Source organism: uncultured Brachyspira sp. (genome assembly GCF_934747485.1).
Classification (GTDB): domain Bacteria; phylum Spirochaetota; class Brachyspiria; order Brachyspirales; family Brachyspiraceae; genus Brachyspira.
Genome location: NZ_CAKVGN010000048.1, coordinates 1 through 23,136 on the forward strand (window position 1 = coordinate 1; position 23,136 = coordinate 23,136).

At 29.1% G+C, this 23,136-nt stretch carries 23 protein-coding genes and 1 pseudogene; 12 read left to right on the plus strand and 12 right to left on the minus strand.

Features of this window, described 5'->3' with window-relative positions; all coding sequences use genetic code 11:
* Positions 1-176: 176 nt before the first annotated feature.
* Together Q0H31_RS09120 and Q0H31_RS09125 are read left to right on the plus strand one after the other, a co-directional pair.
* Positions 177-1,283 carry a hypothetical protein gene (locus Q0H31_RS09120; RefSeq protein ID WP_367117132.1) on the plus strand — a complete coding sequence of 369 codons (1,107 nt, stop codon included), beginning with the start codon at positions 177-179 and terminating at the stop codon, positions 1,281-1,283.
* Between the two features lie 49 nt (positions 1,284-1,332).
* Entirely contained in the window at positions 1,333-1,752 is a 420-nt protein-coding gene (locus tag Q0H31_RS09125; RefSeq protein WP_295297479.1) for a PepSY-like domain-containing protein, read from the plus strand.
* Here Q0H31_RS09125 and Q0H31_RS09130 read toward each other — a convergent pair.
* The 4 genes from Q0H31_RS09130 to Q0H31_RS09145 form a co-directional block, all read right to left on the minus strand.
* Entirely contained in the window at positions 1,749-2,861 is a 1,113-nt protein-coding gene (locus Q0H31_RS09130; protein WP_295297481.1) for a glycosyltransferase, read from the minus strand. The genes Q0H31_RS09125 and Q0H31_RS09130 overlap by 4 nt on opposite strands.
* Positions 2,862-2,961: 100 nt before the next feature.
* Positions 2,962-3,393, minus strand: coding sequence for a PepSY-like domain-containing protein (locus Q0H31_RS09135; protein ID WP_295297483.1), 432 nt, complete (start codon positions 3,391-3,393; stop codon positions 2,962-2,964).
* 53 nt (positions 3,394-3,446) lie between these two features.
* Positions 3,447-3,941, minus strand: a complete 495-nt coding sequence (locus tag Q0H31_RS09140; RefSeq protein ID WP_295297485.1) for a DUF4234 domain-containing protein — start codon at positions 3,939-3,941, stop codon at positions 3,447-3,449.
* A 23-nt stretch (positions 3,942-3,964) separates the two neighbouring features.
* On the minus strand, positions 3,965-5,317 hold the full coding sequence (locus tag Q0H31_RS09145) for an aspartate kinase (protein WP_295297487.1): 1,353 nt from the start codon (positions 5,315-5,317) through the stop codon (positions 3,965-3,967).
* Between the two features lie 183 nt (positions 5,318-5,500).
* Between Q0H31_RS09145 and Q0H31_RS09150 the strand changes: the two genes are divergently transcribed.
* Positions 5,501-6,436 carry a DDE-type integrase/transposase/recombinase gene (locus Q0H31_RS09150; protein WP_295297490.1) on the plus strand — a complete coding sequence of 312 codons (936 nt, stop codon included), beginning with the start codon at positions 5,501-5,503 and terminating at the stop codon, positions 6,434-6,436.
* A gap of 218 nt (positions 6,437-6,654) precedes the next feature.
* Here Q0H31_RS09150 and Q0H31_RS09155 read toward each other — a convergent pair whose 3' ends face one another.
* From Q0H31_RS09155 to Q0H31_RS09185, 7 genes are all read right to left on the minus strand, one after another.
* Positions 6,655-7,209, minus strand: a complete 555-nt coding sequence (locus Q0H31_RS09155; RefSeq protein ID WP_295297492.1) for a 2-oxoacid:acceptor oxidoreductase family protein — start codon at positions 7,207-7,209, stop codon at positions 6,655-6,657.
* Positions 7,210-7,228: 19 nt separating this feature from the next.
* Positions 7,229-7,963, minus strand: a complete 735-nt coding sequence (locus Q0H31_RS09160; RefSeq protein ID WP_295297494.1) for a thiamine pyrophosphate-dependent enzyme — start codon at positions 7,961-7,963, stop codon at positions 7,229-7,231.
* Positions 7,960-9,015, minus strand: coding sequence for a 3-methyl-2-oxobutanoate dehydrogenase subunit VorB (gene vorB, locus Q0H31_RS09165; RefSeq protein WP_295297496.1), 1,056 nt, complete (start codon positions 9,013-9,015; stop codon positions 7,960-7,962). Before vorB ends, Q0H31_RS09160 begins: the two co-directional genes overlap by 4 nt.
* A 5-nt stretch (positions 9,016-9,020) precedes the next feature.
* Positions 9,021-9,257 carry a ferredoxin family protein gene (locus Q0H31_RS09170; RefSeq protein ID WP_295297498.1) on the minus strand — a complete coding sequence of 79 codons (237 nt, stop codon included), beginning with the start codon at positions 9,255-9,257 and terminating at the stop codon, positions 9,021-9,023.
* Between the two features lie 187 nt (positions 9,258-9,444).
* Positions 9,445-11,184, minus strand: a complete 1,740-nt coding sequence (locus Q0H31_RS09175; RefSeq protein WP_295297500.1) for a sulfatase — start codon at positions 11,182-11,184, stop codon at positions 9,445-9,447.
* An 82-nt stretch (positions 11,185-11,266) separates the two neighbouring features.
* Positions 11,267-12,025, minus strand: coding sequence for an amino acid ABC transporter ATP-binding protein (locus Q0H31_RS09180; RefSeq protein ID WP_295297503.1), 759 nt, complete (start codon positions 12,023-12,025; stop codon positions 11,267-11,269).
* Positions 12,009-12,659, minus strand: coding sequence for an amino acid ABC transporter permease (locus Q0H31_RS09185; RefSeq protein WP_295297505.1), 651 nt, complete (start codon positions 12,657-12,659; stop codon positions 12,009-12,011). The genes Q0H31_RS09180 and Q0H31_RS09185 overlap by 17 nt, the downstream gene beginning before the upstream one ends.
* Before the next feature lie 196 nt (positions 12,660-12,855).
* On the opposite strand from Q0H31_RS09185, the gene Q0H31_RS09190 reads away from it, so the two are divergent.
* The 3 genes from Q0H31_RS09190 to Q0H31_RS09200 all read left to right on the plus strand — a co-directional run bounded on the left by Q0H31_RS09190 (position 12,856) and on the right by Q0H31_RS09200 (position 16,225).
* Positions 12,856-14,139: a galactokinase family protein gene (locus Q0H31_RS09190; protein WP_295297506.1), complete on the plus strand. Its 1,284-nt coding sequence runs from the start codon at positions 12,856-12,858 to the stop codon at positions 14,137-14,139.
* Positions 14,140-14,390: 251 nt separating this feature from the next.
* The gene (locus Q0H31_RS09195; protein ID WP_295297508.1) at positions 14,391-14,834 is read left to right on the plus strand and encodes a hypothetical protein; all 444 of its coding nucleotides are present in this window, start codon (positions 14,391-14,393) and stop codon (positions 14,832-14,834) included.
* A 26-nt stretch (positions 14,835-14,860) separates the two neighbouring features.
* Positions 14,861-16,225 (plus strand): MATE family efflux transporter, encoded by a 1,365-nt coding sequence (locus tag Q0H31_RS09200; protein ID WP_295297510.1) that lies wholly within the window; start codon positions 14,861-14,863, stop codon positions 16,223-16,225.
* A 10-nt stretch (positions 16,226-16,235) separates the two neighbouring features.
* Here Q0H31_RS09200 and Q0H31_RS09205 read toward each other — a convergent pair whose 3' ends face one another.
* Positions 16,236-16,727: a hypothetical protein gene (locus Q0H31_RS09205; protein WP_295297512.1), complete on the minus strand. Its 492-nt coding sequence runs from the start codon at positions 16,725-16,727 to the stop codon at positions 16,236-16,238.
* A 450-nt stretch (positions 16,728-17,177) separates the two neighbouring features.
* Between Q0H31_RS09205 and Q0H31_RS09210 the strand changes: the two genes are divergently transcribed.
* From Q0H31_RS09210 to Q0H31_RS09235, 6 genes and pseudogenes are all read left to right on the plus strand, one after another.
* Positions 17,178-18,236, plus strand: coding sequence for an ABC transporter ATP-binding protein (locus tag Q0H31_RS09210; protein ID WP_295297514.1), 1,059 nt, complete (start codon positions 17,178-17,180; stop codon positions 18,234-18,236).
* On the plus strand, positions 18,233-19,042 hold the full coding sequence (locus Q0H31_RS09215; protein WP_295297516.1) for an ABC transporter permease: 810 nt from the start codon (positions 18,233-18,235) through the stop codon (positions 19,040-19,042). The genes Q0H31_RS09210 and Q0H31_RS09215 overlap by 4 nt, the downstream gene beginning before the upstream one ends.
* Complete coding sequence (locus Q0H31_RS09220; RefSeq protein WP_295297517.1) at positions 19,039-19,851, plus strand: ABC transporter permease; 813 nt, start codon at positions 19,039-19,041, stop codon at positions 19,849-19,851. The genes Q0H31_RS09215 and Q0H31_RS09220 overlap by 4 nt, the downstream gene beginning before the upstream one ends.
* Positions 19,852-19,876: 25 nt before the next feature.
* The gene (locus Q0H31_RS09225) at positions 19,877-21,079 is read left to right on the plus strand and encodes an ABC transporter substrate-binding protein (RefSeq protein WP_295297519.1); all 1,203 of its coding nucleotides are present in this window, start codon (positions 19,877-19,879) and stop codon (positions 21,077-21,079) included.
* Between the two features lie 50 nt (positions 21,080-21,129).
* A pseudogene (locus tag Q0H31_RS09230) lies at positions 21,130-21,787 on the plus strand (IS1595 family transposase).
* A 428-nt stretch (positions 21,788-22,215) separates the two neighbouring features.
* On the plus strand, positions 22,216-23,010 hold the full coding sequence (locus Q0H31_RS09235; protein WP_295297521.1) for a hypothetical protein: 795 nt from the start codon (positions 22,216-22,218) through the stop codon (positions 23,008-23,010).
* The last annotated feature ends 126 nt before the right edge of the window (positions 23,011-23,136 follow it).

Consider the following 23,136-nt stretch of genomic DNA (forward strand, 5'->3'; position numbering starts at 1 on the left):
TTAAAATATGAGTATATGCGTTCAAGACAATTATATGCCTATAGAAGCATGGAAAGTAAATTAGGTGTTGAGGTTACATTGTTTTTTTAAGATGTCTTAATATCTTAAATTGACAATAAAATTTTTATATATATAATATCACAATATTTTATTATTGGATTCTATTTATGAAAAATATGAAAAAACTATTTACTTTCTCTTGTTTTATTTTAGTAATAGCTTCTTCGATTTTAAACGCACAAACAGCATACACTAACGCAATAATGCCGAAACTTCCAAATGCATTTGATATGTTTATAGGAAGAGAAGGAAATAATGAACTTCCTCAATATATAAAACCAGACTATTTTAGAGATGATTATAAAAGAACTTTACCAAATCCTAACGATACAAATTTAAGTTTCTTTGAGAAATACCCATTAGAATTTCATTTAACAGCAACATTCTCTTATGCAATACTTACAAATACTTTTAATATGAGAGATACATTTGCTACTATTGCTCAAACCTTCCATAATGATTATATACAATTTACAGGTTTTATCACAGCTTACGGATATTTTGACACACATAATCCAGATATAAACTATCCATATATAAGAGGAAATGGAGGATTATATGACGGAGGCGTGCAAGCTATATTTGTTGATAGAATATTAGTTTCTGCCAGAGGAAGAGCAACTTTTGATATTAATACAACAACATTTATGCTTATGCCGCATTATTATGATACTACATTAAACCCTGCTAATATTGATACTCCTGATTATTATATACCTCAAGTATTGAATGGTCCTGGTATAAGAGTTGGTTTTATAGGTAATCATTATGAGATAGCATATTCTCAGGGGGATTTCAGACATAGTATACCAAAAGCATTATTATTAAGATTTAATATTCCAAATATAGAAGTACGTTTTTTGTATGAACATGAAAACAGAAGAGAGCCTCAAAATTATCATATAACTTTATTTGAATCATTAGTTCAGGCTTCTGCTACTTTCAGATTCCCGCTTATGAATGAAACTATTTGGCTTAATGCCATTGCTGAATATACTTGGAGAGAAAATGATGCTCATTATATAAGATTAGAACAAGGATTTGAATGGTATATGCTTAATATTGCTTTGAGAGAAATGGTGCATATAAAAGATAGAGAGGCTAAGATATATTTAGAGTATGCTTTATTTGGTAAGTTTAAAGCCGGCCCTGCAGAGTTTAATGTTGGTTTTCAGGGTGCTACAGATGGAAGATACTATATTGCCGGAAATGTAAAACTATAGTAAATATTTTATTTGTAATATATAATAGCCTTTTAAGGAGGTACTAACAATGAAAAAAATAATATATATATCTGTTTTATTATCTTTTATAACAATATATGCATATGCAAGTTCAGTTGCAATCAGTGAAGTTCCAAAAAGTGCTATAATGTTTGCCGACAAATATTTTCCTGATTATTACTTATATAGAGCAACAGCTGTATCAGGAAAATATACCTTGATATTTAAAGGCGGTTTAAGAATATATGTAAATAATAACGGTGAATGGCATACTATAAGCGGCAGCGGAGATGAAATATCTATTGACTATATTGAAGATGAAGTGAAAAATTCTATAAAAAAAGAATTCCCAGATGAGAAAGTAATATATATACAAAAAAGAACTAAAGATTACAAAATAGAGTTCAAAAGCAGAAGAAAAATTACTGTAGATTTTGAAGGCAATATTACAAAAGGCAAAAGAGATTAAATATTATCTGCCAAGTATTTTACAATACTATCTCTAACATTTCTGCCGTAATAATCAAATTGAGCCTCTCTCATTTTTACAAGTTTTTCTCTGTTATTTTCGAGGAGTAAGTCTATTTTATTGAATATATCATCTGTAGATTTTGAATCAAAGCCTATGCCGTTTTGCTGTATATAAATTGGATTTTCTTCTTCCTGACCGGGCAAAGCTCCCATAGATACTATTGGGATAATGCAATTAACAGCTTCTATAATGGCTGTAGGACCAGACCTTGTTATCAATATATCATTACTATGAAAAAGTTTTGCTATATCTTGAGTGTAGCCTATTATCTCTGGACTGTATGTTCTTGAGGAATAAAATTTAGTTAGTTTATTATATATATGCTTATTCCTTCCGCATATTATTGTAACTTCGCAATTATATCTGCTGTAAAGGTTTTTTATTATATATAATAGCCTTTTGCTCTTTTCAGAATTATTGAGTATCAATATTTTTAATTTTCCATTAATATTTGTATTTTGAATAATTTCTTCTTTAGTTGCAAAAGGAGCATCAAAACCATTTCTTACAGGAAGCCCGAATGTTATAATTTTTTCCCTGTCTATGCCATTTTTTACCATATATTCTGTAGCTTCTTTAGATGGGCTTATAATTTTATCTGCTCTATTATCAAACCATATTCTTGTTATAGTAATTAAATCTGTAATAAGTATGAAAAACTTTACATCTAATTTCTTTTTTTCTATTATATTTAATAAGCTTCCGCTAAAAAGAGGGTGAACATTTAAAATTAAATCTGGCTTGTATTGTTTATAAATCTTTAAAAAACTTCTTCTAATTGTTATAGAATTATTTCTGTTAATAAAATCTTTATTTTTAAATGAAAACTTAAAAATCTTCTCCCAAAGTTTAGGGAAATATTTTACACATTGGTTATAAAGTCTCTCAGCGGCTAATAAATCAGGTCCTCCCAAAGTAAAGCCATTTATTACTTTTATTTCAATACTGTCTTTATATAATTTCTCAAAACCTTGAATAAGTGCTGTATGTACACTTTTATGACCATGACCTGTATATTCTGAAGATATTATAAGTATTTTTTTCATTTTTTTACCTTTTTAATAACTATTAAGATATCATTAATAATATTATAATAAAATGAAATCTTTTGTCAATCTTAATTCATTAATTGATTTTAAAACATTTTTATTTTATATTTCCTTCATTGTCAAAAGACACTATTATGGCATCGTCAACTTTAAATTGATAGCCTTTGGATTTTTTATATATTGAATTTATTTTACTATATTTTGATTTTAATATATTAATAATATTTGATGGTATGAATTTGCCGGCAGTTTCAAATGATATAGTATTTCTATTTCCTATAATATTAATCCATTCACCTTTAAAATTAAATTGAATAGAACTTCCGCCTTTGAATGTTACTATATAATGACGGCTTACTAAAGTATTATGAACAGTATAGTCTTTAAAATTATTTTCTATAAATTCTTTAGAAATATCTGGCAGATTTTCGTAAGGTATAGAGCTAAAATGGCTGTCATCATAAAAAAATATATACCCACAGCTAAAAAAACTTAAAAATAGTAAAAACAAATAAAGCTTTTTCATCATTAATTTTCTTTATAATTAATTATATAACTAATTATAATATAATAAAATATTTGTTATATTGTATTTGCTTTTTTCCAAATATTATTAAGTTTATCTTGCAAAATGAGCGAAGAGGCATTTACTATATATATAAGGCTAAAAGGTATGATTCTTAAAATAGTAGCAATTTTCTCAATATCATCATCTACATATTCAACAGTAAATACCAAAATAATAGCACTAAATATTATATTAAAAAAGAAAGCAAGAAAAACAATAATATCTATTAAAACAAGTATAACTGTTTTATCTTCAGTATTGTCCATACCAAATTTCTGAGGTATTTCTTTGTATACTATTTTGCCATATTTGTAGTACCAATATTTAAAATAAAGCCCGCAAGTAAAAATACCTAATAATACTTCAAGAAAAGGGTTAATATCAATTCTTTCTGTACAGTCTTTTATTTCTTTTGATGTTTTGTATATCCAATAATAATAAAATAATCCGCAGCTAGCTACATTAAGCATTAAAAGCAGCGGTATTTGCAAAACCTGTCCTTTTTTCATAATTAAATCTATAAACTTTATAATTATTCATTAAAAAAAGCTTTGTATAAAGCATTAACAGCCTTATTTAAATCTTTTTCTTTTACACCTATCATAATACTAGCTTCACTAATACTTTGGTTAAGCATTTCAATATTAACTTTAGCCTTCTCAATAGCATTCATAGCTTTAGCAGAAATACCAACAACCTCCTGCATTCCTTCTCCAACAAGCATTACCAAAGCTAATTCATTATTAAAGAAAACATTATCCACATTAAGTTCATCACGCACCCTCTCATAAATGCGTTTTTCTTTATCTGCTGTTAAAGTAGAACCTCTCACTATTACAGATATATTATCTATTCCAGAAGGAGCGTGCTGATATGGTATGCCTTCATCTTCTATTATCTCTAATAATTTTCTTCCAAATCCAACTTCTCTATTCATAAGATATTTGCTGACATATAGGCAAGAAAAATCAGATTCGCCGGAAATACCAACAACCGGATTTTTTAATTTATCTCTTTTAGCAACTATTTTAGTGCCTTTTGAAGCTGTGTTATTAGTATTTAGTATATGAACAGGTATGTTAGCTTCATAAGCAGGCTGAAGTGCCTCTGCATGAAGAACATTAAAACCGCCGTAACTAAGTTCACGCATCTCTCTATATGTAAACTCATCTATAAGCTTAGGGTTATCCACTATGCTAGGAGAAGCAGCCAAAACACCATCTACATCAGTAAAGTTTTCATACACTTCAGCATCTACCGCCTTAGCAAGTATAGAGCCTGTAATATCGCTTCCGCCCCTTGGGAAAGTTACAACATCTCCTTTCTGCGTATATCCAAAAAATCCGGGGAAAACCACTATAGCACTTTCGTCTTTTAATTTAGCGAGATTCTTGTAAGAAATATCAAGCACAGCGGCATTTCCAAATTCTTCGGATAATAATAATCCGGCATCTTTTGGATTAACATATTTTGCTTCTACTCCCAAACTATTAATGTATGAAGCTACCACTTTAGCATTAATATCTTCTCCAAGTGCTTTAACCCCATCTGTAAACTTTGTAGAAATACTTCTGTCTTCTGATATTCTTTTTTTTATGTCGCTGTCAATCTCTTCTAAAAGTGAATGTGATAAGCCTAAATCATCTATTATATTTTTAAATCTTTCTAATATTATTTTTAATTCATGATTTCCGTCTTTTCCAGCGAGTATAGCATCGGCAAGTGCTATAAGTAAATCTGTAACTTTGGTATCTTCTTTTACTCTTTTACCCGGTGCAGAAACTACAATTATTTTTCTATCTTTATCAGATAAAATTATATCTACAACTTTTTTTATTTGTACAGCATTAGCAAGCGAAGAGCCTCCGAATTTTGCAACTTTCATAATATACTCCATAAAAATACAAAAAAAATCCTATTAATAATAACATAAATATATTTTTTATTCAATTATCGAATTATAAAATTATGTTAAGGAGTGTGAGATATTGGACATTTTTTAATACAAAAAAAGCAGTATCCTTGTTATAATATTTTTGATATAGAAAACAAATAAAAGGATACTACTATGAAAAAAGATTATAGCACAGAATTTAAATTATTTATAGTGCAGGAAGCATTAGAAACTAAAAATATTAAAAGATTTTTAAAGATAGAAAAAATAAATAAATCTACTTTTTATACTTGGCTTAAGAAATATAAAGACACTGGAACTGTCGCTAATTTTAGCACTAGACCGAAAACTTCTCCAAACATATTTAATAATCAAAAAGCTATTAATTTAATTATTGAACTTTATACTAAAGAATATAGAGGTAAGCATTACATTAAAGCATATTTAAATCGTAAAGGAATTAAGATAGGTGTTACAGCTATAGAGAATGTACTAAAAAGAAATAATCTTTGGAGATATAAAACAAAAAAGAAGAAGAAGCGATATGATAAACGAAAATTTGTCTCTAAAATACAAAAAGAAGGCAAAATAGTTCAAATAGACACTAAATATATCAAATTAGGCAGAAAAACAGTCTATCAGTTCACTGCTGTCGATTTAGCTACTCGCTATAGTTGGAGGCAAATCTATGAGGATAAAACACCTTATAGTGCTTTATCTTTCTTAAAATATGTCTTAAAAACTTCACCTTTTAGGATACAAACTATACAAACGGACAATGGTAGAGAATATACTTATCGCTGTATTAATACTCCTAAAATCAATATTTTTGATGAATATTGTCTTAAAAATAAATTAGAACGAAGATATATTCCTATAGCAACACCGAGATACAATGGTGTAGTAGAAAGAGTACACGGCATAGATGAAAAAGAATTCTATTCACGATTAAATAAAAATATAACTACAGAATTATTAAGAGAAAAATTAAAAGAATATACACATTTTTATAACAATCAAAGATTGATTTCTTCGTTAGGTTATATTACAATCAAAGAAAGAATCAAAAATATTATAGCAAGTAAAAGTACAATATCTATGGCTCCATGACACGAATTATAAAATTAATTAAAATAGTAAATTTTATATTAAAAAACTCTTATTTTTTGAAATTTAGTTATGTTTTTTGAAAAAATAGTTATATAAAGTGATATAGAAGCACTATAAAAATAATTGCTAATAATATTTATAAAGTTAATTATAATAAATAAAAGCCCTGTGATAAACATCAACAGAGCTTTTTTAATATTTATATAATTTTTTAAATTTTAAGAAACCAAACTTTTAACAGCATCGCGTCCAGCATTCAAAGCCTTTTCATTTCCCGGCAAGAACTCTTTTTTTCTCTCACCAAATACTTTTAGGAAAGCCTGCTGAATACTGTCAAAAGAAACAATATTTTGAAGCGTAAGCAAAGCACCAAGCATAACCATATTAGCAGCCTTAGGGTTTCCAATATCACCTGCTATCTTGTTAGCTTCCACATAAGCAACACGAACATCATCTCTTGAAGCTTTTTTTTCTATTAGAGAAGAGTTAATAAGAAGAACGCCATTAGGAAGAACATCTTTTTCAAATTTAGTTAAAGAAGGAAGGTTCATTATAACAGCAGCAGTAGCATCATGCGAAACAATAGGAGAGCCAACGAGTTCATCGCTTACAACAACAGAGCAATTAGCAGTACCTCCACGCATTTCAGGACCATAAGAAGGACACCAAGTAACATGCTTATTTTCTATCATACCCGCATAAGCAATCATCTGCCCCATAGACATAACGCCCTGTCCGCCAAAACCAGCAAAAATTAATCTTTCTGTACTCATATATGCTTGCCCTCCTTAATTAACCGTCGTTCCTGAAATTGCCAAGCGGATAATGAGGAATTAGATATTCTCTTATCCATTTATGTGCATCAGTTGGAGATATACCCCAGTTTGTAGTGCAGCTTGTAAGCATTTCTACTATAGAGAATCCCTTTCCAGCAATTTGATTTTCAAAAGCCTTTTTAGTAGCCATTTTAGCTTTTCTAATATTTGCAGGGCTATCCAGAGCAACTCTCTCAACAAAAGTAGCACCTTCTAAAGTAGCAAGCATCTCGCAAACTCTTATAGGTTTACCAGCCCTATGAAAATCTCTTCCGGCTTGAGTTGTGGTAGTTTTTTGCCCTTCAAGAGTTGTAGGAGCCATCTGTCCGCCGGTCATACCGTAAATGGCATTGTTTAAGAAAATAACAGTAATGTTTTCACCGCGTGCTGCAGCATGCACTATCTCTGCAGTACCAATAGCAGCCAAATCTCCATCGCCTTGAAGCGTAAACACCACGCTGTCAGGAACTGCTCTCTTTACTCCAGTGGCAACTGCAGGAGCTCTACCATGTGCAGCCTGCTGCATATCGCAATTAAAATATTTATAAGCAAGTACAGAACAACCTACAGAAGCTATGCCAACTGTTCTATCTAATACCCCGAGTTCCTCTAAGCATTCTGCAATTATTCTTTGTGATGTTCCATGCATACAACCGGGACAATAATGTGTTCTGCTGTCAGTAAGTCCCTTAGATTTTTCAAATACTATCATAAAATACCTCCTGCAAACTCTTTAACATGCTCTATAATCTCATAAGCCGCAGGAACCAATCCGCCAGCTTTACCAAAAAACTTAACAGGTGCTTTGCATTCGATAGCAAGCTTAATATCATCAATCATCTGACCCATACTCATCTCTATAGAAACATATAATTTACAATTAGGATTATTAAATGCTTTTATAGGGAAAGGCCATAAAGTTTGTGGACGAATCATGCCTACTTTTTTTCCTTCTTCTCTAAATGTATCAACAACTCCCCTTACAACCCTAGACATAGTGCCGTAAGAAACAAGTATAACATCAGCATCATCGGTCTTATAATTTTCAGCCCTTGCTTCTTTCTCTTTTATTTCATTATATTTTTCTTGAAGGTGTATGTTGTGTTTATAAAGTAATTCAGGCTCCAAATAAAGTGAATTGACAATATTTTTCTCTCTTTTACCTCTTGTTCCATTAGCAGCCCAAGTCTTCTCTTTTAATTCATATTTAGGTTTATATATAATTTCTACAGGCTCCATCATCTGCCCAATAAAACCATCAGCAGCCACATAAACAGGAGTTCTATAATGGTCAGCCATATCAAAAGCTTCCATTATCATGTCGGCAGCTTCTTGTAAATTTGCAGGAGCTAAAACAGGACAATTATAATCACCGTCTCCTCCTCCGCGAGTCATCATGTTATAATCACTTTGAGCAGGCTGTATGCTTCCAAGTCCCGGACCTCCACGCATAACATTAAGTATTACAGCAGGAATCTCAGCACCAGCTAAATATGATATACCTTCTTGCTTTAAAGCTATTCCAGGCGATGAAGATGATGTCATAGCACGAACTCCAGCACCGCCTGCACCATAAACCATATTAATAGCAGCCACCTCACTTTCTGCCTGCACAAACTTTCCTCCAGATTCATACATAGCCTTAGACATAAACTCAGGTATCTCGTTTTGAGGAGTAATAGGATAACCAAAAAAACATTTACATCCGGCAGCAATAGCCGCAGAAGCCATAGCTTCGTTACCTTTCATCAAACTTCTAGCCATAATTTTTACTTACCCTCCTTCTTCTCATCAAGTCTCTCTACTTTTATACATATGTCCGGACACATCATAGCACAATTAGCACAGCCTATACATTTATCCATATCTGTAACTGCTGCAGGATAATACCCCCAAGAATTCATATTTTCCTTATCTAAATACAATATCTTGGTGGGACATACAGATACGCAATTTGAACAGCCTTTGCACTGCTCACTATCAATAATAACACGACCTTTAGCCATATTACCTCCATTTATTTTTTAATAAAATTTATAATAATTGACTATACTAAGAAAAATTTATTTACCTATAATTAGTATATTAAAAAAATAATGTTTGTCAAAATATTGGATATTATTTTAAGTGATTAATAAAAATTTATGAATGATAATATATAACTATTATTTATAGTAATAAATATCTAATTTTTTAGTCTGTTAAAGAATTGAAATATTTATTTCCCCTAAATATGTCCTCTGATATAACCCTCTGAGCATAATCATACCTATATGATAAGCTATCTTTATTAACTTCTATACGCCTTATATTACCATAACTGTTAGTGTAAAAACTATTATAAAACCTTATAATATTATCAGTATTTTCTTTATATAGAAGCTCTATCAAACTATTTGTATAATCAAGTTTAGTATTAGCCGCTATAAACATTGCAATATTTTCTGGCGGAAAGCCATCTTCCAATTTATAAGCACCATCTTTTCCATTCCATATAAGAAGCGGATTTACTGTGTGTGAACTTAAAAAAGATAATTTTATGCTTTCATCTATAGAAGAGTTGTATATAATGTTCTTTAAATAAGGATATAAATGGTCATGCTTAAATATAATTATAGCATCTGGATATTTCTCTAATATAATATCTCTCGTTTTTATTATATCTATCGCTGTCATTGCAGAGTTTTCAAGAGTCTCTACCAAAACTGCTCTATTTTTTTTATCTATCTTTCTCATAAATCTTTGATTGTTTGATGAGAAATTTAAATCATTTTTTATATGAGTATTGGCATGACCTAAAAACGTAAAACCTGTAACAAAAACACTATCTTCTGAAATATTATTTTTAATATAGTTTTTTATATTTGTAATTCCTAAATTAAATACTGTTTTGTCAATACCAATATCTGGAAATAATTTATCTAAATAATAAGTAATTCCCGATTCCTCTAAAGCTATCACCTTATAACCTTTATCTTTAAGCAAAAAAGGCAGCGTTTTAGTGATTATAGTAGAATTAGGCTTTTTTGGAAATATGGGTGAGCTTGAAGTTAAACCGGAGAGCCTTGCAAATAAACTTCCGTTTCCGTCATTTGGACCAACTTTACATGAAGCTTTAGCCCATTCTCTATATTCTTCAGGAAAAGGGTCTTTGTCAAATAAACTTTCAAAATGACTGTAATCATAAAAAGATTCTAAGTATATTAAGAAGACACTTCTATTTGTAACTGTCTCATCACTATAAGGCATTATTAATTTTGATGCATCTACATTTCTTTGATTTAATAAATTAATTGCTTTTTTTACTTCATTAAGATTGCAATCTATTTTATTATGTTCTTTATCAAAAGATATTCTATGGCTTATTGTATTTATTATTCCTTTGCTGTTTGCTATATCAAAATAATTCGCATAAATTGAATTAATCTTCACTGGTCTGAAAAATGATAAATATGTTGTTAATATCACAATCACTATTAAAGAAATAGATTTTGCTTTTTTTATTCTATACATTTTATATAATCTATATATGAAATATAAAGCAAAAGCTATAAGCAAAGAAAAATAAAGTATAGTAGCAGCTATAGTGATAATTTGTAAATATAAAGGCACAACCTCTATTAATGATGGATATAAATCCGGCATATCTGTAAAAAATAATGGTTTTGTAACTACAGATATACCCAAAGGCTCTATACTAAAAAAAGAAAATATTGCAACGATTACAAAAGAATATGATATTATAAGCCTTTTTTTAGGATTAATATAATCGCATATATTGTACGCTATTACAGAAAACCAATAAACATATATTATATCAATTACATGAAACTCGAAATTTCCCAAAGACATAAATGGAAATAAAAAATCTATTAATAAAAAATACAATATTAATATTATAAAGAAAGAAATAAAATAAAAATTATTTTTCATATTTAATTACACACTACTATCTAAACACTATTATATTCTGAAGATTATATAATTAAAATATTTTTTATTCAATACGTATAAATTAATTATGAAATATTTTGCTTAAAAACTCTTTAATTCTTTCGTTGTTTTGATTATTAAAGAAATTATCAGAATTATCCATAGCAATAATTTTGCCTTTGTCCATAAATGCTATATTTGTAGAAAGCTCTCTTACAAAACTAATCTCATGGCTTACAATAATCATAGTCATTTTTTCTTCGGCAAGTCCTTTAAGTACGGTTAAAACTTCACCTATAAGCTCGGGGTCTAAAGCAGAAGTAGGCTCATCGCATAAAAGCACCTCAGGCTTCATAGCTAAAGCTCTTGCTATTGCCACCCTCTGTTTTTGCCCGCCAGAAAGTTCGCTCGGATAACTATCTCTTTTATCTTTAAGCCCAACCATATCGAGTAACTTCAATCCCTCTTCTATTGCTTCATCTTTGTTTTGCTTCTTTACAATGATTGGTGCTTCTATAATATTTTCTAATGCTGTTTTGTGGTGAAACAAATTAAAGTGCTGAAATATCATTCCTATCTTTTCTTTTCTCTTTACAAAATCTTCTTTAGATATAGCAACATTATTTGAAAATAAAGGTTCATTATCTATATAAACTTCGCCGGAATCAGGCTTATCTATTTGTATAATATTTCTAAGAAGAGAACTCTTTCCCGCACCGGAAGGCCCTATAATAGAAACTATATCTCCTTTATGTACTGTAAAACTTACACCATTAACTGCAGCAGAGTCTTTATATTTCTTTTTTAAATCAATAACTTTTAAATTAGCTTCTAATGACATACTTCTTCTCCAAATTTCTAAAAAGAACAACTATAACAAATGTAAAGAGTAAATATATTATTCCCGCTATTACAAAAGGTATAAGCTTAAAATCTCTAGTTAAAACCTGTCTTGCATAAAGCATCAAATCGCCTATTCCAAGAACTATTACTAATGATGTATCTTTTATTAAGTTAATAGCTTCGTTTGAAAGAGGAGGCAATACTTTTCTTATGGCCTGAGGAAGTATGATTCTTGTCATTATTTGTCTGTAATTCAAATTAAGCACATAAGCTGCCTCATACTGCCCTTTATCAATACTCTCTATACCAGCTCTAAATATCTCCATAAGATAAGCAGCATAATTGAGAATAAAAGTAATAGCAGCAGAGGTAAATGCCGGAAAAGCTATTTTATTGTTGGTGATGAGCGGAATACCATAATAGAAAAATATTAATTGAAGTATTAAAGGAGTACCCCTAAAAAGCCAAGCATAAATATCAAAAATGTATCTAACAAATTTCGGAGCACTGAATTGTAATGCAGCAAAAATTATAGACAACGGCATAGAAAATATTGCCGTAACTAAATAAAGGCTTATTGTAACATATGTGCCTTTCAATAAATAAATTGTTGTAGATATTATGTATTCCATATAACAAAACTTTATAATAAAAAATATTTATAATAATACTATTAATAATATTATAATACTATTAACAAAAATATCAACTCATTTATTATAATACTATTAATAAAAATGTTAATATAACTTTTTTATTACATATTAATTTGATTTTTGGTAAAAAAAACATTATTATATAACTATAAACTTTTATGAGGATTAAATTATGTATAAAGTATCACAATTAGAAGAACTATTAAAAAACAATAAGCTTGAAGAGCAGTTTTCTAATATATATGGCAATGATGATAACACTATTAAAGAAGCATATTTAAGATTAACTTCTGCATTAAATCATTTCAAGACTATAGATAATAGTGAAAATGTTCATGTATTTAGTGCTTCAGGAAGAACAGAATTATCCGGAAATCATACAGACCATAATAATGGCTGCGTATTAACAGCTTCAATCAATTTAGATAAATTAGCTGTGGTATCAAAAAGAGATGATGAAAAAATAGTTATTTATACTGATTATTCTGATAACCCTAACTATATAAAAATAAATGAATTGGATATAAATAAAAATGAATATGGCAAATCTAGTGCTTTAATTAGAGGAGTATGTGCACGTATAAAAGAATTAGGATATAAGTTAGGAGGTTTTACAGCTTCTATTACAAATAAGGTTTTGATAGGAAGCGGACTTAGCTCTTCTGCAAGTTTTGAATCTTTGGTTGGCGAGATAATAAACTCTCTTTACAACGAAGAAAAAATAGAAAAGACAGATATAGCTAAAATAGGTCAGTATGCAGAAAATAAATATTTTGGAAAACCTTGCGGACTTATGGATCAGATGGGTTGTTCTATTGGCGGTATTATGGCTATAGATTTTAGAGACAACAATAATCCTAAATTAGAAAAAGTAGAATATGATTTTGAAAAGGTTGGTTATGCTCTTATGATAGTTGATGCTAAGGGGGATCATAGTTCTCTTACTAATGAGTATGCTGCTATAAGAGAAGAGATGAATTCAGTAGCTAGATATTTTTCTAAAGATGTGTGCCGTGATATTACAAAAGAACAATTATTAGAAAATGCTTCAAATATAAGAAAAGAGATTGGAGACAGGGCATTTTTAAGAGCTTATCACTTCATCACAGAAAATGAAAGAGTAGTAAAACAAATAAATGCTTTAAAAGAAAATAATATAAAAAAATATATTGAGCTTATGAATGAGTCTGGTCTTTCAAGTTTTATGTATCTTCAAAATTGTTTTTCTATTACAAGTTCTAAAAATATGGGTGTTGCTTTGGCTATTGCTATGACTAAAGATTTCTTGAATGGTGATGGAGCTGTAAGGGTGCATGGCGGAGGTTTTGCTGGAACAATTCAGGCTTTGATACCATTAGATAGAGTAAAAGAGTATGCATATTTCATGGATAATATATTTGGTAAAGGCTCTGCTGTAAAAATTAGAGTAAGACAAAGTCCTGTTTGTGAAATTTAAAAACAATATAATGTTTTTATAACTATATATTTTTATGCCTATTAAAAGTGTTTTTATAAATATTTTTAATAGGTATTTTTTAGCAAAAATAATTTTGTATTGAGTTAATATATTTAGTTAATTATATAATATAAATTATAAAATAATGATATGCAGATAAAAATAAAAGCAAAGAAATACTTTTTTACAAAATGCAAATTTTTTAGTATTATTATATTATTATAATATTTAAACATAGGCATCTAAAATATATGAGAAGGAAAATAATAATATTAATAATATTTTTAAATATATTTCTGTCTTCTTGTATTATTAATTTAAGCAGTTCTTCAATTTTTCAAACGGGAAGTAAATATACAGGAGCTTGGGATGGATATTTATATGGAACGGATAATATGCATGGTTATTCTATTATAAGGATTGGCTCTGATGGTACTATACAGTTTAAAAATCAATATAATCTCACTATAGATTTTTATAGATATGATATTGAGTATAAGAATATTCTTGGAAATGATGTGTATGAGGCAAGTAAATATGTGTATGATAGGGGAGATAGCGTTACTTATTATTTAACTATAGAATTTGTAAAGAGCAGTTTTAATGAAAGTATTTATACAGCTAATGTTGGTTTAGTAGAGAAAAGAAATATTATGAATGATAAAATATATAGCGGCGTTTTTAGCAGATATTAATTAATTTTGAAGGTTATGATAATTATATGTCAAGTCATATAGGCAAAGATCTCACAGAATCAAAAGTCTCTTCTACACTCATCACGCTTTTAGTGCCAATATTATTATCAAATACATTGAATGTTGTTTATAATATAGTAGACAGCATATGGATAGGCAATATTATAGGGCCTCTTGGACTTTCTGCGGTTGCTGTGAGTTTTCCAATAATGCTTATAATGGGCTCTTTTGCTTTTGGTGTAAATATGGCTAATGGGGTTATAGTATCACAATATTATGGTGCTAAAGATTATGATAGTGTTAGTTATGTAATAAAAGTATCCACCACTTTGGGGGTTATTATACTTTTTACTGTTGGCTCATTAATGTTTATATTTGCTAAGAAAATATTAATAATAATGAACACCCCAAAAGATGCTATTGATATGGCACTTATTTATTTGAGAATATCTATAATAGGGCTTCCATTTGCATATTCTTATTTTTTTATATCTTCTATACTTAGAGCGGTTGGAGACAGTGTAAGACCTTTAATATTTTTAATAATATCATCTATAATCAATATTATATTAGACCCGATACTAATAAAAGGCTTTTTTATAATTCCTGCAATGGGGCTTAAAGGAGCTGCTATTGCTACTGTAATATCTCAATGTATTTCCGTGTTAATAAGCACATCATACTTAAGAATAAAAAACAGCTTTATAAAAATTAATCCTTTTATATTTACATTTGATATTAATATTACTAAAAAAATAATGAAATTAGCAATACCAATTTCATCAAATCAATTTATAGTAGCTTTCGGCTGGCTTATAATAACAAGGCTTATAAGCAGTTTTGGAGATGCTGCAAGTGCTACAGTTGCTATAGTAAATAGGGTAGAATCTTTATTTATCATGCCTATAGGGGCTTTAGGTAATGCTGTTATGACAATGTCTGCACAAAATATTGGAGCTAATAAATTTGATAGGGTAAAAGAAATTTTTAAAAACGGCATTATTATTGGTATAATTATTTCTTCTGTGATGAGCATATTTTCTATACTTAATCCTCATTTGTTAATTAATATGTTTACGAAAGATATAGAAGTTTTTGAATATTCTAAAAGCTATATTTATACTATAATGCCTATATTTATATTTTATTCTATAATGTTTGTATGTAATGGTATAATTAATGGAGCCGGTAAAACTATAGTAATAATGGTTTTTAGTACTTCTACTACGCTTATTTTGAGAACAATATTAGCTTATGCATTGTCAGGCAAGTTTTCACTCATTGGCATATGGGCATCTATGGATATTTGCTATATAATAAATACTTTATTTAGTTTATATTATTATAAGTCTAATAAATGGCAGAAAAACTCAAATATTACAACACAATAATAAAAATTATTTATTCTATAAAAGTCAATTCTTTAGTATAAGGTATTTGGAATTTCATGTTTTGTATTGTAAAAGTTAAAGTAATTTTAGCGGAGCATTTAAAGTTTTTATTTTTTATGCTTCCAAATGCTGTAGTAAATACATCAATATATTTAGCATTAAACTCCATATTAACATCTTTTGATTGTTTAGAAGGTATTTTTAGAGTCTGAACAGTGCTTGCAGTTGTAAAAACTTTATTGTCTGTATTAATTAATTCTATATCTATTCTCTCTAAAGGAAGTTCAAAAGGGAAATTATTTTTTATATTTAGAAGCACATCTAAAGTTATATCTTTAAAAGTTATATTAGCAATAGAGGCTTTTTTTACTTTTATTTCCGGCTTATTTTCTTCTATGTATTCTCTTGTAATTTCTTTTGCTGTATTTTGTAATGTTTCGCATGAAGATAATAGAAATAATAAAAATAATAAAGATATTAAGACAATAGATATTTTTTTCATAGGGTAAACTTCCTTACATTCATTTTTGTTATTCAGCTTAAAAAATCTATTTTAGCGAATTATATATAATTTTTGATTGTTTTGCAAATTTTATATATTAAGATTTCATATTTAAATTTATTTTTTATGATATGTTAATAACATTTAGTAAAAATATTTTATTAGAATTAAAAAACTTAAATAAAATTTTATTTATAGTATTGACATTATTTTTATTTGTATTATATTGAGTTTCATTAGAAAAATTAATGCAATAGCTCGAGTAATGGATATTCTTAGCAGGTGTATCTGTTGACTAAGAAAGGCTTATTAATAGTTTTACTATATAATTAGCTAGAACGAAAAAAACCCTATGCGGGTAAGCGACGAGTAAACTGCGTTTTATACGTTAACATGTATATACGTAATTTTACGGAGGCTATTGTAAATATACGCATAGGGGGTCGTGTGATGGGCGATAATATTATCGTATCTTTAAAAAATATCAATGTATCTTATGGTGAAAATACCATACTTGAAAATCTTAATTTAGACATAAAAGACAAAGAGTTTCTCACACTCTTAGGGCCTTCAGGCTGCGGCAAAACAACTATACTTAGAACTATAGCAGGTTTTGTTAAGCCCGATTCTGGGGAGGTATTGTTTGACGGCAAAGTGATAAATAATACTCCGCCCTACAAAAGGGAAGTAAATACTGTTTTTCAAAGATATGCTTTGTTTCCGCATCTTAATGTGTTTGAAAATATTGCTTTTGGTCTTAATCTCAAAAAGGTTCCTAAAGCAGAGATTAAAGATAGAGTTCATCAAATGCTAAAGATGGTGAACTTAGAAAATTATGGAAATAGAAATATTAACAATTTATCAGGCGGTCAGCAGCAGAGGGTAGCTATTGCGAGAGCATTAATAAATAAACCGAGAGTTTTGCTTCTTGATGAGCCTTTGGGAGCATTGGATTTAAAACTTAGAAAAGAGATGCAAATAGAGCTTAAAAAAATTCAGCAGTCATTAGAGATTACTTTTGTATATGTTACTCATGACCAAGAAGAAGCTTTAACTATGAGCGATACAGTTGCTGTTATGAAAGGCGGTGAGATACTTCAGATTGGCACTCCTCAAGATATATACAATGAACCAAAAAATGCATTCATAGCAGATTTTATTGGAGAGAGCAATATTATAGACGGTATTATGCATGGAGATTATTTGGTTGAGTTTGCGGGGTATGTATTTAATTGTGTTGATAAGGGATTTGAAAAGTTAGAGAAAGTTGATGTTGTTATTCGCCCAGAAGATATAATAGTAGTGCCTGCAGAAGATGCTAATATATCCGGACTTGTGGAATCTGCTATATTTAAGGGCGTTCATTATGAGATGATACTTGATGCTCATGGTTATAAATGGATTATACATTCTACAGAGAAATGGGAAGCTGGTACTGAGATTGGAATTGATGTAGCTAAAGAAAATATACATATAATGAAAAGAGAGGAAGAGGAGGTACTTCTATGAAAACAAAGATACCTGCTATACCTTATCTTATTTGGACTTTAGTTTTTATATTGGTGCCTTTAATTTTAGTTATATATTTTGCTTTTACTAATCAGAGGGGTGATTTCACTATAAAAAATTTTGCCGATGTTTCTACATTTGCTCCTGTTATAATGCGTTCTGTAATGCTTGCTTTTGTGTCTACTTTGGTGTGTTTGATACTTGCTTATCCATTATCTTACTATATATCAAGACAAAATAAAACAGTTCAGCATGCTCTCATAATGCTTGTAATGCTTCCTATGTGGATGAACTTTTTGTTAAGAACATATGCTTGGATGACTATATTAGAGCAAAATGGTTTAATTAATAAGGCTTTGATTTTTTTCGGGCTTTCACCTGTAAAACTTATAAACACTCAATGGGCTGTGCTTATAGGAATGATATATAATTATTTGCCTTTTATGATACTTCCTTTATATTCTGTAATGACAAAGATACATAAAAGTTTAATAGAGGCTTCTCAAGATTTGGGTGCTAATTCTTTTAATGTATTTACAAAAGTTGTTTTTCCTTTAAGTTTGCCGGGTATGGCTTCCGGTGTTACTATGGTGTTTGTGGCAGCTGTTAGTACATTTGTAATTTCTCGTATGCTTGGAGGCGGCTCAAACATACTTATAGGTGATTTGATAGAGATGCAATTTTTAGGAATGTCTTATAATCCTAATTTAGGCTCTGCTATTAGTTTGGTTTTAATAGTGATTTCATTATGTGCTATACTTCTTATGCAGCAAATTGATGATGATGTAGAGGGTATGCTGTTATGATAAAAAAAATACTCTCTAGAACATATATTGCTTTTATATTTTTATTTTTATATGCTCCTATAGCTATACTAATATTTTTCTCTTTCAATAAAGCAAGAGGACGCGGAGTTTTTACGGGGTTTACTTTTGAATGGTATGAAAGACTTTTTTCAAATGATTTGATATTAACTTCTTTTTTTAACACAATCATAGTAGCTGCTGTTTCATCTGTACTTGCTACAATCATAGGAACTATGGCTGCTATTGGAATAAGTTCTTTCAACAAAAAAATGAAAAGTGCTGTTATGGGTGTTACCTACATATCTATAATTAATCCTGAAATAGTAACAGGTGTTTCATTAATGCTTTTATTTGTAATAATGAAATTAAAATTCGGTTTTACAACTTTGATACTTGCTCATATTACTTTTAATATACCTTATGTAATATTAAATGTTCTTCCAAAATTAAGACAGCAAGACAGCAGTTTGTATGAAGCGGCATTAGATTTGGGATGCACTCCTACTTTGGCTTTTTGGAAGGTTGTAATTCCTGATATATTTCCAGGTATTGTAGCTGGTTTTTTAATGGCTCTCACTTATTCTTTAGATGATTTTGTTGTGAGTTATTTTACTTCCGGAATCACTTCGCAAACTCTACCTATAACAATTTATTCTATGACTAGAAAAAGAGTAAGCCCAGAGATTAATGCTATATCTACTGTAATATTTACTATAGTTCTTATCACTTTAGTAGTTATTAATATTAAAGAGATAAAAAAAGAAAAATATTTAACACAGCTAAAAAGAAAATTTGATAAAAATAATTAATAGTTATAAAGGAGAATAATAAAAAATGAAAAAATTATTTTTTAGTTTTGCATTAGTTTATATGTGTTTTTATTCATTGAATGCACAGACACTTGATACTAGCAAGCTCGATTTAAACTACTATCAGAAGTTTAAAGATAAAAACATGTCTTTAAATGTATACAACTGGGGCGAGTATATATCTGATGGTTCTGATGAATCTATGGATATTAATAAAGAGTTTGAAGAGCTTACAGGTATAAAAGTAAATTATTCAACTTTTGCTTCAAATGAAGAGCTTTATGTAAAATTAAAAGTTGGAGGTATTGCTTATGATATAATAATACCTTCAGATTATATGATAGCAAAATTGATAAAAGAAAATCTTATACAAAAAATAAATTATAATAATATACCAGCTGCTAAGAATATAGACAGCAGATTTTACAAACAACTCTATGACCCAACAGGCGAATATTCTGTAGCATATACTTGGGGAGTTAATGGAATAATATATAATACAAAAAAAGTAACAGAAGAGAAAGTGGATTGGGATATACTTTTTAATGATAAATATAAAGGTCAAATACTTATGTATTATAATCCAAGAGATGCTTTTGGAGTAGCACAGGCTTATTTAAATTATTCATTAAACACTACTAACGAGATGGAATTAAGAGAGACTGCAAGAATATTAAAAGAGCAAAAACCTTTAGTTCAGGCTTATGTAATGGATGAAATATATGATAAAATGGAGGCAGGTGAGGCGGCACTTGGTGTTTATTATGCCGGAGATTCTCTTTCTATGATAGACAATAATCCTGATTTAAAATTTGTTATACCAGAGAAGGGAGCTAATTTATTTGTAGATGCTATATGTATACCTTCAAATGCTCAAAATGTTGAGGCTGCTGAACTTTATATAAATTTCTTATGCGAGGCAGAAGTAGCTTTAGCTAATATAGAATATATTAATTACGGCTCTCCTAATAATGCTGCTATAAATATTATGAGCGAAGAAGTAAAAAATAATCCTTTAATATATCCGCCTGCTGAGGTTCTTGATAATTGCGAAGTTTATATAACATTGCCAGATGAAACAAACTTGCTTATGGAAGAGCTTTGGAATGAGATATTATCAGATGATTCAACTTACGGCGGTTGGGTTGTTCCTATATCTTTGCTTGTAGTTGTAGCTTTATGTGTAGCTATAATAGTTTTGAGAAAGAAGAAAAGAAGAGAAAATTAATAATTATTTTGGGGCTGTCCTATATAACTAAAATTTGTTAAAATTTAAGTATGAAACGCAGTAAATTAAGTAAAGATAAACAATTAAAATTAATAGAGCATTTTGCAGCAGGAACTACAGCAAGGACTGCCTCAGCTCTTATTGGAATTAATCGTAAAACAGCAATATTATATTATCATCATTTACGAGAATTAATATTTGAATATGAGAAAGAAAAAGAAGAAGAAATTTTCAATGGAGAAATAGAAGTTGATGAGAGTTATTTTGGCGGTAAAAGAAAAGGAAAAAGAGGGAGAGGAGCTTGCATATAAAATACCAGTGTTTGGTTTATTAAAAAGAGGCGGAAAAGTATATATAAAAATAATAAATAATACTAAAATAAGCACTTTAATGCCTATTATTAGGCAAAAAGTACAGCCAGATAGTATAGTTTATTCAGATTATTATCATAGTTATGATGTATTAGATGTATCAGAATTTAAGCACTTTAGAATTAATCATAGTGAAAAGTTTGCTGAAGAAAAGAACCATATTAATGGTATAGAGAATTTTTGGAATCAAGCGAAAAGACATCTTCGTAAATTTAATGGAATACCAAAAGAACATTTTCACTTATTTATTAAAGAATGTCAATTTAGATTTAATAATCCAAAAGTTGACAAACAGTTGGAAATTATATATAATTTAGCAAAAAAGGAGCTTTTTTAGTTATCTAGGACAGCCCCTTTTTAAACTAAAAAATGTCCAATATCTCACACTCCTAAACAAATTTTTTTATGTAGATGTGTTGACATAAAATTATAGATTTGCTATAATTTTCTATATGATTAAGATTAAATTATTTAGTATTTCATCAATGAGCTTAACTCTCACAGCTCACAGCTCACAGCTCACAGCTCACAGCTCACAGCTCACAGCTCACAGCTCACAGCTCACAGCTCACAGCATAATTCTCTAAAAAAATATTATCAATTATTAAATACACTTTTATATTTTGTATTGCAATCTTTTGCTAGGTTAATCAATTCTATTAAAACAATTATTCACACTAAAGCATATCACTTTACTTTTTTAGTTTCGCAATTAAGCATTAGCAATAATGTTTAAATACACAAATTATTAATAAGGGGTTTGTTATGAAACACTTGAAAAAAATTATTTTCACAGCTGTATTAGCAGCGGCATTAAGCACATCAGCATTCGCAGCAAGCGGATTTGAGTTTATACTCAATGTGCCATTAGGTATGAATATTGGTATGGGGCAGAGTATTGATCATATAGCTCAGTATAATGGCGAAAAAGTTTATAGGGCTGATTATTCTCCTGATAATTTTTTAGGTTTTACAACAGGTGTAGAGGCTCAAGTTGGTTATATGTTTCAAGTTGTTAATAATTTTGGTATAAGCCTTTTAGGAGAAGTAGGGTATAGATTTGATACTATAACAGCTAATTATAGTTATAGTTACGGTACTAATAATCTTTATAAAGAAGGCGATAAATTAAGAGAAAATCCTATAACATCTTCTGCTCATAGTTTTAAAATTGGTTTATTTCCAAAGTTTAATATTAAGGCATTTTCTATAGGCATAGGCGGCGGTATTATAATTCCTGTATCAGGTTCTATAGTATACAAAGGAAATGATGGAATTAATCATCAAGTAGGAGATAATTATAAAGCTCAATTTGATAAAAGCGAATTGCCGGTAGGTCTTTATTTCAAATTAAGTTTAGATTATTCTATATTCTTTACAGAAACTTCAGCTTTAAATCTTGGTTTATATGCAACATTTACAGCAGTAGGCGGATTAAAAATTCCTGATAATAGTTCTCTAAATGATTATCCTAAAGCAGATATTTATTATTATAGACCATTTACAGGTATCGATGTAGGTGCACAGATTGGCTATAGATTCGGACCTAAAGCTTTTTAATTAAAATAAATAAAAAATATAAAAGGAGATTTAAAAATGACTAAAAAAATTGGGGCTGGCCCAGATAACTTAAATTTGTTAAAATTTAAGTATGAAACGTAGTAAATTAAGTGAAGAAAAACAATT

Excerpts from the sequence above, each read along its gene's own strand:
- Q0H31_RS09120 (WP_367117132.1), top strand. The coding sequence starts at position 177 with ATGAAAAAACTATTTACTTTCTCTTGTTTTATTTTAGTAATAGCTTCT.
- Q0H31_RS09125 (WP_295297479.1), top strand. The coding sequence starts at position 1,333 with ATGAAAAAAATAATATATATATCTGTTTTATTATCTTTTATAACAATA.
- Q0H31_RS09130 (WP_295297481.1), bottom strand. The coding sequence starts at position 2,861 with ATGAAAAAAATACTTATAATATCTTCAGAATATACAGGTCATGGTCAT.
- Q0H31_RS09135 (WP_295297483.1), bottom strand. The coding sequence starts at position 3,393 with ATGATGAAAAAGCTTTATTTGTTTTTACTATTTTTAAGTTTTTTTAGC.
- Q0H31_RS09140 (WP_295297485.1), bottom strand. The coding sequence starts at position 3,941 with ATGAAAAAAGGACAGGTTTTGCAAATACCGCTGCTTTTAATGCTTAAT.
- Q0H31_RS09145 (WP_295297487.1), bottom strand. The coding sequence starts at position 5,317 with ATGAAAGTTGCAAAATTCGGAGGCTCTTCGCTTGCTAATGCTGTACAA.
- Q0H31_RS09150 (WP_295297490.1), top strand. The coding sequence starts at position 5,501 with ATGAAAAAAGATTATAGCACAGAATTTAAATTATTTATAGTGCAGGAA.
- Q0H31_RS09155 (WP_295297492.1), bottom strand. The coding sequence starts at position 7,209 with ATGAGTACAGAAAGATTAATTTTTGCTGGTTTTGGCGGACAGGGCGTT.
- Q0H31_RS09160 (WP_295297494.1), bottom strand. The coding sequence starts at position 7,963 with ATGATAGTATTTGAAAAATCTAAGGGACTTACTGACAGCAGAACACAT.
- vorB (WP_295297496.1), bottom strand. The coding sequence starts at position 9,015 with ATGGCTAGAAGTTTGATGAAAGGTAACGAAGCTATGGCTTCTGCGGCT.
- Q0H31_RS09170 (WP_295297498.1), bottom strand. The coding sequence starts at position 9,257 with ATGGCTAAAGGTCGTGTTATTATTGATAGTGAGCAGTGCAAAGGCTGT.
- Q0H31_RS09175 (WP_295297500.1), bottom strand. The coding sequence starts at position 11,184 with ATGAAAAATAATTTTTATTTTATTTCTTTCTTTATAATATTAATATTG.
- Q0H31_RS09180 (WP_295297503.1), bottom strand. The coding sequence starts at position 12,025 with ATGTCATTAGAAGCTAATTTAAAAGTTATTGATTTAAAAAAGAAATAT.
- Q0H31_RS09185 (WP_295297505.1), bottom strand. The coding sequence starts at position 12,659 with ATGGAATACATAATATCTACAACAATTTATTTATTGAAAGGCACATAT.
- Q0H31_RS09190 (WP_295297506.1), top strand. The coding sequence starts at position 12,856 with ATGTATAAAGTATCACAATTAGAAGAACTATTAAAAAACAATAAGCTT.
- Q0H31_RS09195 (WP_295297508.1), top strand. The coding sequence starts at position 14,391 with ATGAGAAGGAAAATAATAATATTAATAATATTTTTAAATATATTTCTG.
- Q0H31_RS09200 (WP_295297510.1), top strand. The coding sequence starts at position 14,861 with ATGTCAAGTCATATAGGCAAAGATCTCACAGAATCAAAAGTCTCTTCT.
- Q0H31_RS09205 (WP_295297512.1), bottom strand. The coding sequence starts at position 16,727 with ATGAAAAAAATATCTATTGTCTTAATATCTTTATTATTTTTATTATTT.
- Q0H31_RS09210 (WP_295297514.1), top strand. The coding sequence starts at position 17,178 with ATGGGCGATAATATTATCGTATCTTTAAAAAATATCAATGTATCTTAT.
- Q0H31_RS09215 (WP_295297516.1), top strand. The coding sequence starts at position 18,233 with ATGAAAACAAAGATACCTGCTATACCTTATCTTATTTGGACTTTAGTT.
- Q0H31_RS09220 (WP_295297517.1), top strand. The coding sequence starts at position 19,039 with ATGATAAAAAAAATACTCTCTAGAACATATATTGCTTTTATATTTTTA.
- Q0H31_RS09225 (WP_295297519.1), top strand. The coding sequence starts at position 19,877 with ATGAAAAAATTATTTTTTAGTTTTGCATTAGTTTATATGTGTTTTTAT.
- Q0H31_RS09235 (WP_295297521.1), top strand. The coding sequence starts at position 22,216 with ATGAAACACTTGAAAAAAATTATTTTCACAGCTGTATTAGCAGCGGCA.